Origin of the sequence: Brasilonema bromeliae SPC951 (assembly GCF_012912135.1) — a bacterium.
In the GTDB taxonomy this organism is placed as follows: domain Bacteria; phylum Cyanobacteriota; class Cyanobacteriia; order Cyanobacteriales; family Nostocaceae; genus Brasilonema; species Brasilonema bromeliae.
Genome location: NZ_QMEB01000006.1, coordinates 22242 through 38141, shown reverse-complemented (window position 1 = coordinate 38141; position 15900 = coordinate 22242). Strand labels below are relative to the sequence as shown.

The 15900-nt window shown below is 41.5% G+C and carries 15 protein-coding genes; 7 read left to right on the top strand and 8 right to left on the bottom strand.

Annotation, left to right across the window (positions count from 1 at the left end; genetic code table 11):
* Window positions 1-4 precede the first annotated feature (4 nt).
* A complete protein-coding gene (locus tag DP116_RS01665; protein ID WP_343038229.1) occupies window positions 5-1243 on the top strand; it encodes a glycoside hydrolase family 5 protein in 1239 nt (412 codons plus the stop codon).
* Between the two features lie 98 nt (window positions 1244-1341).
* Entirely contained in the window at window positions 1342-1623 is a 282-nt protein-coding gene (locus DP116_RS01660; protein WP_246275438.1) for a hypothetical protein, read from the top strand.
* Window positions 1624-1649: 26 nt separating this feature from the next.
* Here the strand turns inward: DP116_RS01660 and DP116_RS01655 are convergent, their stop codons facing one another.
* On the bottom strand, window positions 1650-2438 hold the full coding sequence (locus tag DP116_RS01655) for a WecB/TagA/CpsF family glycosyltransferase (RefSeq protein WP_169153516.1): 789 nt from the start codon (window positions 2436-2438) through the stop codon (window positions 1650-1652).
* A gap of 1319 nt (window positions 2439-3757) precedes the next feature.
* Here DP116_RS01655 and DP116_RS01650 point away from each other — a divergent pair.
* Both DP116_RS01650 and DP116_RS01645 read left to right on the top strand, forming a co-directional pair.
* The gene (locus DP116_RS01650; RefSeq protein WP_169153515.1) at window positions 3758-4633 is read left to right on the top strand and encodes a hypothetical protein; all 876 of its coding nucleotides are present in this window, start codon (window positions 3758-3760) and stop codon (window positions 4631-4633) included.
* A gap of 223 nt (window positions 4634-4856) precedes the next feature.
* Entirely contained in the window at window positions 4857-6272 is a 1416-nt protein-coding gene (locus tag DP116_RS01645; protein ID WP_169153514.1) for a 1-acyl-sn-glycerol-3-phosphate acyltransferase, read from the top strand.
* Between the two features lie 46 nt (window positions 6273-6318).
* Here the strand turns inward: DP116_RS01645 and DP116_RS01640 are convergent, their stop codons facing one another.
* A complete protein-coding gene (locus tag DP116_RS01640) occupies window positions 6319-7281 on the bottom strand; it encodes a fatty acid desaturase family protein (RefSeq protein ID WP_169153513.1) in 963 nt (320 codons plus the stop codon).
* 495 nt (window positions 7282-7776) lie between these two features.
* Between DP116_RS01640 and DP116_RS01635 the strand changes: the two genes are divergently transcribed.
* The gene (locus DP116_RS01635) at window positions 7777-8493 is read left to right on the top strand and encodes an SDR family oxidoreductase (RefSeq protein WP_169153512.1); all 717 of its coding nucleotides are present in this window, start codon (window positions 7777-7779) and stop codon (window positions 8491-8493) included.
* A 24-nt stretch (window positions 8494-8517) separates the two neighbouring features.
* On the opposite strand, the gene DP116_RS01630 is transcribed toward DP116_RS01635, so the two are convergent.
* From DP116_RS01630 to DP116_RS01615, 4 genes are all read right to left on the bottom strand, one after another.
* Complete coding sequence (locus tag DP116_RS01630; protein ID WP_169153511.1) at window positions 8518-9852, bottom strand: hypothetical protein; 1335 nt, start codon at window positions 9850-9852, stop codon at window positions 8518-8520.
* A gap of 353 nt (window positions 9853-10205) precedes the next feature.
* Window positions 10206-10388, bottom strand: coding sequence for a helix-turn-helix domain-containing protein (locus DP116_RS01625; RefSeq protein ID WP_422614238.1), 183 nt, complete (start codon window positions 10386-10388; stop codon window positions 10206-10208).
* Between the two features lie 414 nt (window positions 10389-10802).
* Window positions 10803-11069, bottom strand: coding sequence for a hypothetical protein (locus DP116_RS01620; RefSeq protein WP_169153509.1), 267 nt, complete (start codon window positions 11067-11069; stop codon window positions 10803-10805).
* 65 nt (window positions 11070-11134) lie between these two features.
* The gene (locus tag DP116_RS01615; protein WP_169153508.1) at window positions 11135-11371 is read right to left on the bottom strand and encodes a hypothetical protein; all 237 of its coding nucleotides are present in this window, start codon (window positions 11369-11371) and stop codon (window positions 11135-11137) included.
* 676 nt (window positions 11372-12047) lie between these two features.
* On the opposite strand from DP116_RS01615, the gene DP116_RS01610 reads away from it, so the two are divergent.
* On the top strand, window positions 12048-12491 hold the full coding sequence (locus tag DP116_RS01610; RefSeq protein ID WP_169153507.1) for a response regulator: 444 nt from the start codon (window positions 12048-12050) through the stop codon (window positions 12489-12491).
* Between the two features lie 128 nt (window positions 12492-12619).
* On the opposite strand, the gene DP116_RS01605 is transcribed toward DP116_RS01610, so the two are convergent.
* Window positions 12620-12889: a hypothetical protein gene (locus DP116_RS01605; RefSeq protein WP_169153506.1), complete on the bottom strand. Its 270-nt coding sequence runs from the start codon at window positions 12887-12889 to the stop codon at window positions 12620-12622.
* Window positions 12890-13254: 365 nt separating this feature from the next.
* Window positions 13255-15171 (bottom strand): squalene--hopene cyclase, encoded by a 1917-nt coding sequence (shc, locus tag DP116_RS01600; protein ID WP_169153505.1) that lies wholly within the window; start codon window positions 15169-15171, stop codon window positions 13255-13257.
* A gap of 114 nt (window positions 15172-15285) precedes the next feature.
* Here shc and DP116_RS28915 point away from each other — a divergent pair.
* Window positions 15286-15900 (top strand): glycosyltransferase (locus DP116_RS28915; protein WP_246275437.1); only part of this gene is annotated, 615 nt, incomplete at its 3' end.

The following is a 15900-nucleotide window of genomic DNA, read 5'->3' as shown; positions in this document are numbered from 1 at the left end:
TTTTGTGAAACAGGGTTTTACCATAGTACGCAATATTGGTTTTTCCATTGCTTACTATTACAAAAAGTGGGGACAAATCACAAAAAACATTGCAGTTGGCTTGACTTTAGTGTTACTTTACACAATTTTCAGTAGTTGTTCGCCGTTGTTTGTAAAGCAATTTGACATGGCAAGAAGCGAAGCTGCTACGACTATTGTCCCTCCTTTGTCTACTCGTGGCTCTGCGATTATTGATGCTAAAAATCGTGTTGTTTTACTGCGTGGCGTCAACTGGTTTGGGATAGAACAAATACATCATGTTCCTCATGGACTTTGGGTGAGAAGTTACAAAGATATGCTTGCTCAGATGAAAAGTCTGGGTTACAACGTCATTCGCTTGCCATATTCTGTACAAGCACTGCGTTCTCGTGATATCAGTGGTGTTGATTTTTATATTGGTGCAAATAAAGATTTTCAAGCTAAGACTCCAATAGAGGTCATGGACATGATTATTCAGGAGGCGCAGCGTCAGGGATTGTTTATTCTTTTAGACAGTCACACTCTTAAAGATGACAAGATTCCAGAGTTATGGTATGGTGACGGTTTTACTGAAAAGGACTGGATTGACACTTGGACTTTTTTGGCAAAGCGCTATAAAAACCAAAGCAATGTTATTGGGGCGGATCTGAAAAACGAACCTCATGGTTCTGCTAGTTGGGGAACAGGCGATCGCGCCACAGACTGGCGGTTAGCAGCAGAACGGGCTGGAAACGAAATTCTTAGTGTAAACCCAAAATGGCTGATTTTGGTAGAAGGAGTTGTGGGAAATGTGCCAGGTCAGAAACAGCCAATCTATGCTTGGGGTGCGAATTTAGAAGGTGTGCTGAAATACCCAGTGCGTTTGAAGGTGCCAAAAAAGCTAGTATATTCTCCTCATGAGTACGCAGCTTCTCATCTCCCGTGGGTTAAAGAACCGATACTTCCTGGTAATTTGTATAAACGTTTGGAGATTGGATTTCACTATATTGCGACTCAAGGTATCGCCCCGATTTGGATTGGTGAATTTGGTGGAAATCAAGTAGATACTAAATCTAAAGAGGGAATTTGGCAGCGACAGTTCGTTGATTACGTTGACAAGAAAAAGCTAAGCTTTACCTACTGGTGCTGGAATCCCAATAGTAAAGATACCGGAGGTATCTTACTAGATGACTGGAAAAGTATCAATACTGATAAGCAGAAACTTTTGAATCAGGTGCTGCGTTAACTAATCAAGTAGTAGCATTAAGAATAATAAACAGTCAAACAGGTGGTCAAGATGAGTTAGGTTCTCGCTTTTTCGAGGGAACTGCAGGGAAAACAGTTATGATTGGGACTCCTCCAGTTTGTGAAGCTTACACAACTTACTTTAACTGGTCTAATGCAGTAATTGAAATTCCTTACGATGCTGCTAATGTAGCCGATATCATAGCAGAATTAGATGCACGACCTGATCATCTAAATAGAATTCGTAAAGATAATCTCATGAATTCCTTACTGCGTCATGACTGGCTGTACCGTTGGGAGCAAATTATAGAGAAAGTAGGACTCAATACTACACCAGAAATGTTATCTCGAAAAACTTACTTAGCAAACTTAGCTGAGTAAGTGAAAAGTGAGTGTTAAAGCCAGACCTAAAATTTGTTAGCAATTTGCCAAATCGGGTTTTTCTTCTTGTGTTCTTTATTTATGTATAAATTGAGTTTTTGTTTCAAAATTAATCTGAGAAAAGGAAGATCGTCTATTAAGTATCTTTTCCATAATCTTTTTGGATCACAGAAAATTCTGAACAACCACTCTAAACCAACTTCACTCATCCACTTTGGAGATCTTTTCAAGTTTCCTGCTTCAAAATCAATAGTGGCACCCAGCGCCATAAATATCTTTATATGAGGTAGCATATTTTTGTACTTGCATACCCACTTTTCTTGCTTTGGGGCACCAACTCCGATAACTAAGACAGTAGCACCGGAGCTATTTATCATGTTAATTATGTTCTGACACTCTTGTTCGTCTTTTTCAAATCCAAAAGGTGGAGAATAGGAAGCAACAATAATATTCCTGCTTGTTTTCCGGTTGATTTCATTTTGAGCTTTGCTGGCTATCCCTATACCTGCTCCCAAAAGAAAAATTTTGATGTCTGGATTGTTCTTGTGATAATTATAGAAAGCCGGGAACAAATCTGAACCTGAGATCTTCTCTTTTATTGGCGTCCCCAAAAACTTAGATGCGTAAAGGAGAATTTGACTATCACAAACCTTATAGTCACTAATGCTATATGCTTGTAAGAACTCCGGGTCTTCTTGTAGTTTAATCAGATGATCAACATTGGGTGTAAATACTACTCCCGATTGCAATTTCTCTAACAACTCTAACTTCGATAAATTGTCAATCTCCAAGTTCAAAATTTTGACTTTGTTCATAGCTTGCACAGTTGGGCTTAGATTTACTTTCGGTTAATTTACTCAGCAGATAATGAGAAGGGAGAGAGCATATTGAGAGTTCGGTAATGCGCTGATTTTACATTTTCATCCTAGTTGTGTATAACACCTATCTTTCAGCCAATGAACAGATTTCAATGAGAGTTATGTGAGAATTATGAATTTCTAGAGGATTTGACGATTCACCCCACACAGGAAACATCGCCTTTGAGAGTATTGCGTACACTCCACGCCATCAGTTCTGTTTTGATGATCCAACTGAGAACACTTAACTGAATTGGGTTTTCTATAGCCGATACAATATTTCGTTACTAGTACGTTGGGCGCGGAGCATATGATTCAAAACAGCTAGAAAGCTCAGAATCAAAGCTTTTTGAATTTTGAATGAGCGCGAGTCAGTGTCCCATAAACCCAAAGTGCACACTTCATGTTCAAAGCAGCGTGTCTGTAGAACATAAGGACGAGAGGAGTACTTGGATATAAGATCAGCAATGTGCTTTAGTTCTCGATTTTTTAGGCGTATTTACGGTTTGATTTTGTTGAATGTTTCACTTTTACGGCTGTAAATGTAAATTACATGTGACAATTTATCATGAAAATGTAAAGCAAAATCGTCACTTCACATATTTTTCATAAAAAAAAACGACATAATTTCAGTGTATCTACAGTTAGCAAAAGTCTAAAATATAGTCCTTTTAAGGGTTTTGACCAAAATTTGCACACTTTTGAGCCATGTATGAAAACTGTATAAAGCTATAATAAGATAAATAGTGTATTAAGAAGAACATTAATTTGGAAAAAATTTGTTTCCAAATTAATGATTGTGTATGTTGTATCTGCTATGCGCCAAAAGACTTTCGCAGATGCTGCTTTTACAAGAGTCAGTACTTGGAGCGTCAGAGCCAGTCAAATCTCATTCTTTTATAAGAAAACGAGCTGATGTAGCTTAGAGCTTTCTTTTATTGCTTTAGATTCTTATTACCAATAGATCTATAGGACTCGTATTTGATTTTTGTTCAGCTAGGTACAGTTTATGTTCCCTGTTAAGCGTTAAGAGTTCCCTAGCTCAACGAGTTCGCTCATAAACCAAACTGGATTCCTATATTTCCCATGATATAAATATTTTTTGTCATCTGTCAAACTGAGAATCTATGCGTCAAAATTCTTATTTCAAACTTTAGGTAATCTAGTCAAATAGAAGATGTGGAAATTGGTATTTTGATGTTTAATAGTGGATATTGCCAAAACTTGACTAAAAACCACATAACTGTTATCCATTTAGGCAATATTCAGGAGTGAACGTGAACATTATTATTTCCCGTAAAAATGTATTTTCTTTGCTGAGTTTATCGGCTATGGCGGTTTTGGGAAGCGGTTTATCTGCTGGTGCCCAAACGGTAGATTCCACAAGCACTCAGCAGTTCATCAAGTCTCCCAGCACTGATGCGTTTGTTAATCAGGTAAATCTTGAAGTAGAAAGGTTCTACCCACCAGCTTTTAGCCCTACTCCGGTAGAGTCCACTGCTGTACAAGATAATTTATCGCCAGTATCAAATGTAAATCACCCGCAGCAGTTACCAACGAGCACACAAGCCGCGAATAATGTAGTTACACCTGTTCCTGGGACAACATCAACTTCATCTGCAGCACTCATAGATTCCCAGAATGCAGAAGTTCAACAATCAACTTCTCAATCGTCTAAATCTAAAGTGGCACAAGCAGATATTAGTGTTGACCCAGGCAGACCAACCCGTGGTGGTTCAAGTTATATTGGAATTGGTGGCAACATTGGTCTCGGTGGTAACTCTGCTTTGGGTGATGGTAACTTTATGGTTATCAGCAAAATCGGGCTAACAAATGCCATATCAGTGCGACCCGCAGCAGTGATCGGAGACAACACAAGTATCTTAATTCCCGTAACCTACGACCTTTCATTCAAGCAGTTATCAGATCCTTTTGCTGCTCCGTTACCTATTGCCCCATACATCGGGGCAGGTGCAGCTATCAACACTGGTAATGGTTCTGAGGTTGCCTTTCTTGTAACTGGTGGAGTTGATGTGCCCATAACTCCTCGATTTACAGCAACAGCTGCTTTGAATGCCGCATTTTTCAGTGATACTGATATAGGTTTATCAATAGGAGTTGGTTATAACTTTGGTGGTCTTTTTGGCTCATAAATAATGGCTGATTCCAAAATTACCGAAGATGTGGCTTGACATAGAGCCGTATCTGTGGTTATTCAAGTCGGGCAGGACGCGAACCTGACTATAAACTGCGGTAGTGGAAAACAGTTGGAGTACCACGAACGAAGTTCACCGAAAGATAATTTCTGCCAGAAGCCCACACCGTACTGCTTGCAGTCGGTGTAGGAGCGTCACAAACACACCTTGGAGAACCACCTTGCCTCATTCGATTCAACAAGCTCAACCGCCCCTAGAGTTTATTCCCCAGCATTTTAACCCAGTAGTGTACCATATCACCAAATGGGCACTGCCTGTTTTGCTACGGTTTCGGACTCGACCGTGGTTACCAGCTGGTATCGCGGAGGTTGAAACTGTGAATGTCGAGAGGCTAGTTGATCTCTACCAACAATTTCAAGCTGGCAAAATTCGCTTTTTAATGGCATTTCGCCACCCAGAGGTTGATGATCCCCTTTGCATGATGTATTTACTCTCCCACGCTGTACCGAAAGTTGCTCATCAAAGGGGAATTTCATTGCAATATCCGATTCATTCTCATTTTCTCTATGACCGGGGGATGACTCTGTGGGCTGGGGATTGGCTAGGTTGGTTCTTTTCTGGGTTAGGGGGCTTTCCGATTCATCGAGGTAAGCGGCTAGACAAGGTTGGTATGCGGACAGCGCGGGATTTATTCGCCAATGGTCAACTACCAATGAGTGTAGCTCCTGAAGGCGCAACTAATGGACATAGCGAAATTGTCAGCCCTTTAGAACCTGGTGTTGCTCATATGGGCTTCTGGTGTGTAGAAGATTTGCTTAAAGCGAACCGAACTGAGGAAGTTTTTATTGTGCCAATCGCCAATCAGTATCGCTACATCAATCCATCTTGGGCAAAACTAGATTGGCTTTTGGGCAAATTGGAAGCAGATTGCGGCAAACAAGTGCAAAAAGTTGGTGAATCAAACCTGGTTGAGCGAGAAAAAGTTTTCTATGAGCGACTGTTGTGCCTTGGTGAACATATCCTTTCCCAAATGGAACAATTTTACGCTCGCTTTTACCATCAAAGTACACCAGTCACAACGCAAATAAATCCATCTGCAAGTCGTAACCACGTACTTGAGGCTCGACTGCAGACGGTTTTAGATAATTCCCTACAAGCAGCTGAGCAGTTTTTTGGACTGGAAAGCCAAGGAACTATCATTGAGCGTTGTCGCCGCTTAGAGTCAGCAAGCTGGGATGATATCCACAGAAAGGATTTGCCAAACTTGCATGCATTATCACCTATGGAGCGCGGCTTGGCAGACTGGATTGCTGAAGAGGCATCTTTGCGGATACTACATATGCGCCTAGCCGAGAGTTTTGTCGCTGTCACAGGAACTTATGTTCAACAAAAGCCTACTTTTGAGAGATTTGCCGAAACCTCTTTAATCTTATTTGACGTCATCGCACGGATAAAAGGGGAGAAAAATCCTGCACGACCTCGGTTAGGTTGGCGAAAATCACGGTTAACAGTAGGTGAGCCAATTTCAGTGACACAACGTTGGTCAGTTTATCAGACAAGTCGTCAAGCAGCAAGAGGCGCTGTTAATGAGATAACGCAAGATTTGCAAATGGCGTTGGAAAAGATGATTTCCTGAGGGTTGGTAACCCTCGAACAGTTGGGGTATCAACAAAGAAGTTTTGTCATACCGCCGACTTTCCCTGTTTAGACACAATATCCCAGTTGACTTTTATATAGCCCGAATCAATGTGGGCAAAGTGCGAACTCAATTGCTTATGGGCTTTTGGCAGCGCGTGGAACGGAATTGATGGGTACAAATGGTGCTCTGCATGAAACGGCATATTCCACGTGAGAAATCGCACAGGCCAAAGTGTTAGCGTTGTACGCGTATTCGTGAGCAGATTAGCGTCAAGAGTGCAACCTGTATGTTCCGCCAGCATAAGAAAACGCAGAATCGGCTGACCAACAACGAGCGGTAGCAGCCAATAAAGCACAAACCAAGGCTGTCTGACTGCAAATGAAAGAGCGATCGCCCCTGCATAAACAGCTAATTGTAATCGAGTGGATCGAATCACTTCACCTCGTGCTGTCCGTGGCACAAATGGGCAATCGTCAAGTTGACCGATGCAGGCGCGAAAATGCCCGCGTATCTTTCCTTCCCACCAAGGTAAACCACTGATTATTAACAAGTATTTACCCAGATTGCTCGGCTTAGGCTCAGTTAGTTCCGGATCTTTGCCAGGAATGCGAGTGTAGAGATGGTGCCACTTGTGGTAGTAACGGTCAAATGTACTGTTGTAAAATGATAGTAAACCTGCGCACCAACCAACAGTTTCATTTAAACGATTGTTAACGAAAACGGTTCTGTGACCACATTCGTGCATAGGCGCAAACATGCAAGCAATACTAAAACCGTAGATCACCAATGCTGGTATTGCCAACCACCAATTGCCAAAGTTTGTCGCCCACAGGTAGCCACTGCATCCAGTGACGGTTAGATGAAAAGCCAGTTGAACCAGCCCTTTCCAGTTAGAGCGCTCGTTCAAAACCTTTAATTCTTGCACACTGATAATCTGGCGGGGATTGTGCTGATTATCGGCAATCCTTGCCAATAATTCAGGACGAGTCGTTGTATCACGAAACATACTTAAAACTCCACATCATTTATAGATGGGCGTCATGAATGGTGTCACGCACATTTTTAACACACTTAATGCGTAATAACCTCACAGTATATTGATGTGAAATACTGGAGTTAATCGTGTGGTTATAAGATTTTCCAAGTTATATGAGCTTCTCAGTGGGAACATCTCAATGCGTGTGAACTGAGTGCGAGCATCTTGGTCGCTATAAGTAAGTCGGCGAGAAAAATTCAATTATATAAACAAATGTAGAATCACTGATACATTTACGCGACATTTGCTCGGACATCGCCGGACAAAGTAACGATAGCGCTCTCCGGGTATGTTGTCGCCAAGCGCCGCACCTTGCACAGTCGTTAATCAATATTGAAGTTCCATATTACTGTTTATTCATGCTTAAATTGTTTAGTTCAATGTAGAAATATTGCATATTAAGATGTTTGTTGTAGAAAAGAAGGATAACAATGCCAGACCAGAAGCCATAGCAGTAATGTATTCATGCTAAAAGAGAAAACAATCCTCATCACAGGAGCCACAAAAGGCATCGGGAGAGCACTGGTGTCAAGGCTTGAAACACACAATACGATTTGCTTTGCGTTAGTTGCTCGCTCAAGTGAACTCTTAGGTGAACTCAAAGCGCACCTACAAAACCAGGGACATCAGTGTGAAGTATTTGCCGGGGACGTTGCAGCAGAACCTTTTGTTGTCTCCACCGTTCAACACTGCGTTGAACGTTTCGGTTCAATCGATATTCTGGTGAATAATGCAGGCATAGGAAAATTTGGCGAAGTTGAACAGTACTCTCTTGGTGAATGGCAGGAGCTTTTTGATACCAACGTTACAGGTACCTTTTTGTTTTCGCGTGAGGTTGTACCGCATATGAAGCGCCAAGGACACGGACACATTGTCATGGTTGCATCCGATGTATCAAAACGAGTTTGTGACGGAGGAACTGCTTACTGTGCGACAAAATTCGCTCAAGATGCCTTCTCGATGGCTTTACGCAAGGAGGTTCGACGATTTGGCATTAAGGTAAGCACTATTTTTCCAGGTCTGGTTGACACATCATTCCATACACAACCTCAGGGAGATCCCGCACATCAAGGATGGCTGAGCGCACACGATGTAGCCGATGCCATTATTTATACGCTCAGTGCACCATCACATGTAGTCATTGATGAACTGATGCTTCATCCACTTATACAAGAGTATTAGATTGTGGTTGAAAAAACTCTTTGTTCACTTTTTCACTAAAATATACGCTGTAGCATATTCAGGTAGTTGCCTAGTATGCTGCCCAAAATCTTTTCTACCTTGAAAAATACCTGCCAAAAAATCGAGTTGATGAAGATTAGGTAAAAATGCTCCACCTGTATCTGCAAGGACTCCTAATTGTAGTTGTTTGCGTCCATCTTTAGGATACTCAAGAACAATCACTCTACCTAAACCAATATTTAAGACATCTCCAGCAAAAGTCACTCCTGGTTTGATAGAAATTTTTGCATCTATCTTATATCCATAACCCTTGATATCATCCACTTGTCTAAAATACCAATAGCGCTTTTGTGATGTGGCTGCAACTCCTCGAAGATAAGGCATTTCATTACTTCTATCAACATTAAAAAGTGCTTTGGATCCATCCGTAAAATTAAGAAGTATTGTTCCCTCCATAAGCGCTTCTTCAAAACCTTCTCGGGTTAAGTAAGCGAGGGGTTCTACTTTTCCAAATTCTTTACCACCTGATTCATAAATACCTGATAACACATCCTGCTTTGTATATTTAGTGTAGAATTTTTCAGCTATTGAGTTATCTTTTAAGCTATAAATTGGTATGTTATATTTAGATGTTTTCTTATGAGAAGCTGGATGAGTAAAAACTGCATATTTTGTAATTCGCAATTGTTTTTGACTAGTAGAACTTGGAGAGTTATAGGCAGACCACTTAATAACACGGAAATTAGTGTTGATAAAATTAGGATCTTGTAAACGAGTCGCTCGATTATTAGCAATATCTTCTTGCAAAACAGTAATCATGAAGTCTAAGGTTTTGAGAATGTCTTCTACACTTACTCCTTGAGTAGCAAGTACTCCTGTCCGTAAAACCTTTTGGTCTTCTGAAGCGTAATCTTGATAATACTTTCTAGTATTAACGAGAACTGTGAGTAAGTCTGATTGATTGAAATTAACTTTCGTCGTCGGCAATTTTCCGGAAGTGAAAACCTGATTCCCTTGAACACTAAATTTATATTTTTGTAACTCGTCAATAACTTGATAATATGTTGATGTTGGTGCTGACTTTGGCTCAGAAAGACGAGTATTTTGTTTGTCTAGATTGTTATCTGAGGTTTGCTGAACAATAAAAGCATTCTCTTGACTTGAAGCTGAGGGAATCTGCTGTTGAAGTAGGGCAGAATTTTGCTGTTGAGTATGAGATAAATTTTGTGTCGCCGTATGTTGTTGAGATAGCTGTTGAGTTTTTGACTGAGCACGTAGGTGAGTGTTGGCTAAACCGATAAATAATAAGGTAGCAAAACTAACTGTAAGTCCAAATTTTTGATTGAATGGGATACTCATAAGCTGGAGAATCAATGCTACTGGTCAATAATACACGACAGACGCAGATAAACGAAAAATCAGTAGATCGATTTGATCTACTGACTTTGGTTTTTCTCACAGAAATATGACTACAAAACGTCAACTATAGAATGTGGGTTGAGCATTAACTCCCTTGAGTAGCCATTTGTTCAGACGAAATCCAGGTAGCGTGGAAACCATAAAGAACACGCTGAGGCATAAGGCATCGCGCACCCTTCAGATATGAAGTTGCGGGCACCAATAAGAAAGTGCTCAGGAGCGATCAAGCAATATCACTAGCGCTTATCTCATACTCTTGAACTGCGTGAATACGTGATTTAATCTTGAAACGTTTAAAGTCTATAATCAGAAATTGGGCGTTGTCTGATTTGATACTCAGTTAATGCTCCAGTAGCAACTACTGTTCTGCCATCTCTTCTAAAAGTAGGGATCTGACCTTTTTGCACAGCCACATACAAAGTGCTTTGACTCACGCCCAAGCGCCTTGCTGCCTCTGCCAGTGAAACACCTTGCATCCGCATACCTGTTGCCTTCCTTGCAATCTTAATTAGACCGCTATCTAATGAAATTGTAACTGATTATAAAGAAAAATTAACAAAAATAAGAGTTGACTGCCAATGCACGCTATGGAAACAGGGATAAGGAAAATCACTCTTACCCACACAAAAGCCTCAATTCTCAACATCTGGAGCATTATTGGTAATCTTGGATGGGAAAAAAACAAAAAAATATTCAGAACCCAAATCTAAAAAAAATATTAAGTATTACAATTAATGACTAATTAGATGAGAATCTAAATAAAAGATAAAACTTCTTCTTTCAAACGAGGTCAGCCATTATAAAGACCTTGAATATAAACCTCTTTGACACTTCCACGGTGACAAGCTGTGGGAGTGTAAATGTATAGATATTGAACTTTACATGCCCTTTCAGTCCTTTTGGCAATCCTGCTTCCCTTTTATTGAACGGTGGAGCAGGCGGCAGGGCCAAACGCAAGCTCCACAAATACTTACCGATGCAATGGCTGCGAAAATTTGCCAACGCCCTGTTGGTGGAGCGTCAGATTCGTCAGGGTTGTCTTGTGTGCCTTTAGCTAGCTCCGGCACCTTTTGAGATAGCTGACTGGCTGTACTTACCCCCTCAAGTGCGGCTCCCATGAGATAAGCTACCAGGGCAATACCTAGCCAGTGATTCATAACATTGTGCTGATTTCAATCCAAGGAAATGTTTTGCACGCTCTTTGTGTGTTCGCTCTTGTGTGCTAATAACTGCCTTGCCCGGTGGATAGTCTGCCTGCGGCTGTGTCGCGAATGAGGGGCAGTTTAGATTTGATGTAAGTATTGAGGCGGCTTGTTGCCTGAGCATCAAGCACCTGCTGGGTTTTAAACTGCTTGAGGAGCAATTGTACTAAGGCAGCATCGTCAAACCCCAGAAGGGTGCTAACGTGGGTAGATTCGATGACAGCCCAGAGGAGTTGCATCATTTTTGGGGTGATCATGGATCATTAACGTCTTAAGGTTTTCTTTATATTCGCACGCTTTTCCCATTCGCGCTTGGTTTTTGTCTTGTAAATTTATAAATCAACATAACTTGGGGTAAGGTAGTCGGATCTGCATGAATTGGGGGAGGCTCTTGAGGCAAGGCAAGTAAATTCTATTAGGATTTTGGTGAAATCGTATCAGTCATATTTTAGTTGGCAAGTCTTACTGGATGTCTTTTAGCTAATCATTAAGTTCCGTTTTAGCAAAGTCAGGCTATCCGTACATTTATAGTCGTTTCCTACTCATACCCTCTCGTCATAATGCACAGATAGAGTAGTAAGAAATAGTGGAAGGCTGACTGGTGAAAGCACGCCTAGAAATGCTTTGCTCACGGTATTTAGCTGCACAGTTCTATTAGAATTAAGGCTATCTGTGAGTAACCGAAAGTTTGGGGGCTGGTGGCTTGAATTAGGCGTTTCCAGCTACCTTAATATCAACTGCTAAAATTATCAAATTTTTTAGGGGTTGTGTGAAGACGGCATATATAGGTATCTCATAGGGAATAAGACTAACGATGATTGAAAGTTGATTTCATGACTGATAATTCAAACGCCCACTAGGTAGCTAGTTCCCACCTAGCTCCCAGCAGGACTTCCCCCCTCATTGAGTAAGCAACTAGGAGGCACTTTTATCGTGTCGAATGACTCTGAGAATCGTCATCCTAACGATGATATAGAAGATTTTCAGTCTTTAGGGGGGTTACGGATACTTGTAGTAGATGACGACGCTGATACCTGTATCTTAATCACCTTTATTCTTGAAAGCTATGGCGTGCAAGTGATGACTGCAGCATCAGCCTTAGATGCTTTAGAGGTCATCGGACAATTTGAACCAAATCTTTTGATTTCTGATATTGCTATGCCAGAAGTTGACGGCTATTCGTTAATGCGTAAAGTCAGAACTCTTAGTCCTCCTTTGGGAGGAATTCCTGCTATTGCTGTAACGGCTATGGATACACAAGAGGGGCGTGACCTTGCTTTGATATCTGGGTTCCAAGCATACTTGGCAAAGCCCATTGAGCCGGATGATTTGGTCATAGAGATAGCAAAACTTATTACTTCCTATCATTCATTGTAATGACTCATAAATAACAGCTTCTAGCGACAGACTAGCTAGAAGCTTAGTTTTTAGTGAGTTATCGGTTAATTAAGATAAAAAATACTCACTTTTGTTATCTTCTTGCTTCTACCAAGTGGATTCAATCTTTAGGTAGATGCGTCTGCGCACTGTGATTTTTTCCGAATTTCAGAGATAACCGAGGTAGCAGGAAACTGTTTTTGAAATGATTCCGCCAGCCTACCATTTATTGTCTTCAGTATTTTTTCAAATTTATCAACTTCTTGAGGTGTGAGATTGAATTCGGCTAAGTCAACTATCGCTTCACCTTGAACTATAACAATGTCATCAGTGTCTGTAATTTGGACGGCAATAAGAAGGTCTTCAACTGCAACTAAATCCTGTGGAGAGTTTTTCATGCTTTAACTGTTTGATATGCCGTATTTTCAGTATGAGCAGACGGCTGTTATTTGTGATCCAACTCCAGACAGACTTGACTGTTTCGCTGCTTTTCTCCTCTAAGATGAATTGACACTTTAGGACAGAGCAATTGTGGTGCACCCACTTCAAAGCATAACGACTCAAAGGTTGACTCGCCCTGAGATTGTAAGCTGTTAAGTCAGCATTGTTATTCAGATTGCTGCTTGAAGGTAATATGATTCCCAATTTGTTGTGCAATAGTCAGATAGCTTTATGCTTATTAAGCAGCTTATCTGACTATATTTGTTTATGAATTAAGCGAAGTTTTACGGTACTTAACTTTGATGTTTCGTGACCCAGCCTCTCACCATAACTCTGATATTGTTTGATAGCGACCCAGAGCTAATAGAGGAAAATATTGTTGATAGAGGTGATACTTCAGATAAAAATGACAGGGAAAGCCAGTCCCTGTGAAATCTGCCTCGTACCAAGTCCCATCAGACTGCTGAGTTTCTAACAGGTAGTTAATTCCCTTCTCAATAGCAAGTTTCGCAAACTTGCTAGTTGCTTGACCTGCTGCTATTAAGCCTAGTATTGCCCAAGCTGTTTGAGAAGCAGTACTGGGTCCTTGTCCTTTGAGGGCTGGATCATTGTAGCTGCGACAAGTTTCGCCCCAGCCACCATCTGAGTTTTGACACCCGACTAACCAAGCAGCACCCCGTTCTATACTGACTTGCGTCTTTTCTGGCGCAATTAACGACAAAGCCGAAAGTACTCCACTGGTTCCATAAATGTAATTTACTCCCCAGCGACCAAACCAGCAACCCTCAGTTTCTTGCTCGCGGATGAGATAGCTTATTGCTCGTTCTAGGTTACGTGTATCTATTGACAAATTACCACAGCCCAACATTTCTAAAACCCTAGCGGTGACATCAGCTGTGTTTGGATCAATCATGGCTTTGAGATCACCATAGGGGATCATATTGAGCCACTCCTGATTATTGTCCATATCAAATGCTGCCCAGCCTCCTGGCTGACACTGCATAGATGCAATCCAGTTTACGGCACGGGCGATCGCAGCAGCTTTAAGTTTTTCATTCGGCAGTTTCACCTCATTAAGAGCCATGACAACAACTGCAGTATCATCTACATCCGGATAAAAGCGGTTGTCAAACTCAAACGCCCAAGCCCCCGGTTTTCCTTTTTTATTTTTAATCGCCCAATCACCGTAGTCCAGAATCTGCTTGCTCAACAACCATTCTCCAGCCCGAACCACAGCCGGATGATCTGATGCCAAACCTGACTCTATCAAAGCTCGCATTACCCAAGCAGTATCCCATACAGGGGAAATACAAGGCTGCACTGTGTAGGTATCAGCAGTTTCTATGGCAAAGTTGTCAACTGCTCGTAGTCCTCGTTCTACAATGGGGTCTGCTGCGTCATAATCCAAAGCGCGCAAAGCTAGCAGTGAATTCAGCATCGCAGGAATGATACCACCCCAATCGCCCGTTGCTTCTTGCCGTTCTAAAATCCAGCGCTCTGCAGCTTGAATACCTTCTTCTCGGAAAGGAACCAGATTCAGGGTTTCTGCTAACTTAAAGGCATTATCGAGAGTAATAAATAAATCTGTCCAATCACCATTGCTGGGCAACTCATACCTGGCTTGCTCGACACCTTCAGCATACAATTCATCCAAGGTGATTCCTGGATCAGTCACAAAAACAGGTTTGCGGTCAATGACAATCAGTAGAGGGACAGTGCTTGACCTTGCCCAGCTCGACATTTCGTAGATGTTAAACACAAAATTATCGGGCAACAACATCACCCAAGGTGGCAAAGAAGGAATGCCTTGCCAGCTGTAGCATCCAATCAGGGCTAGGTGTAACTTGGTAAAAATGCGAGTTTTGCTGATACCGCCGCGTTCTAAAATAAACTTCCGCGCCTTCACCATTGCGGGGTCTGTTTCTGGTACACCAAGCAACTTCAGCGCCATGTATGCTTCAACCGAAGTGCTCAGTTCTCCTCCATCACCGTAGAAAAGTTCCCATCCACCGTGATCCCGTTGTTGAGAACGTAAGTATGCTTCAACTTTGTGTAATGGTCTTTCTCGGTCTGTTCCCCAAATTTTATGAAGGAGGACAACCTCCGCTGTTATGGTGACATTGGATTCTAACTCCGCCCACCAGTATCCATCAGGATATTGAATGGAAAGAAGATAGTTCTGATTTTTGGCGATTGCATCCTTGACACGGGAAACTGTCTGTTTATCTTGAATTTGCATCGTTTCCGTTACTCCTCAACCACATCTGCTTCTTATAAGCTGTAACAAGAAAATTCTTTGCCTGTCTAATCGTGACATTGTAATGTGTTTTCTATATGAAAAAAAGAAAACACAATGAGCGGTGAAATTGGACTATGGCTTTCTGTTCTATCCTTGACAATTTGGGTGATATTACTGGGGTTTTGGGGTCAATTTTGGCGCTGTGACCAACGATTAATAAGACAGGAAACAGATTTACAAAAGTTCCCTGCCATTTGTGCGGTAGTTCCTGCCAGAAATGAAGCTGAATTACTTCCTGTGACTTTGCGATCGCTACTCACCCAAGACTATCCTGGTCATTTCACCGTCGTTTTGGTAGACGATAACAGTACTGATGGAACAGCAAATATTGCCTCTGGTGTTGCCCAAGAATTAAACAAAACTCAGCAATTACACGTCCTTTCTGGACAACCTTTACCTCCTGACTGGACGGGCAAATTATGGGCGTTACACCAAGGTATTGAGTATGTAGAAACCTTGACACATTCACCAGAGTATGTTATTTTGACAGATGCTGATATTGAACATGATGCTGACAATCTCCGCTCCTTGGTAGCAAAGGCGCAACAAGAGAATTTAGAACTTGTTTCTCTCATGGTGCTGCTGAGGTGTGAAAGTTTTTGGGAAAAATTTCTCATTCCAGCGTTTGTCTTTTTCTTTCAAAAACTTTACCCCTTCCCTTGGGTGAAC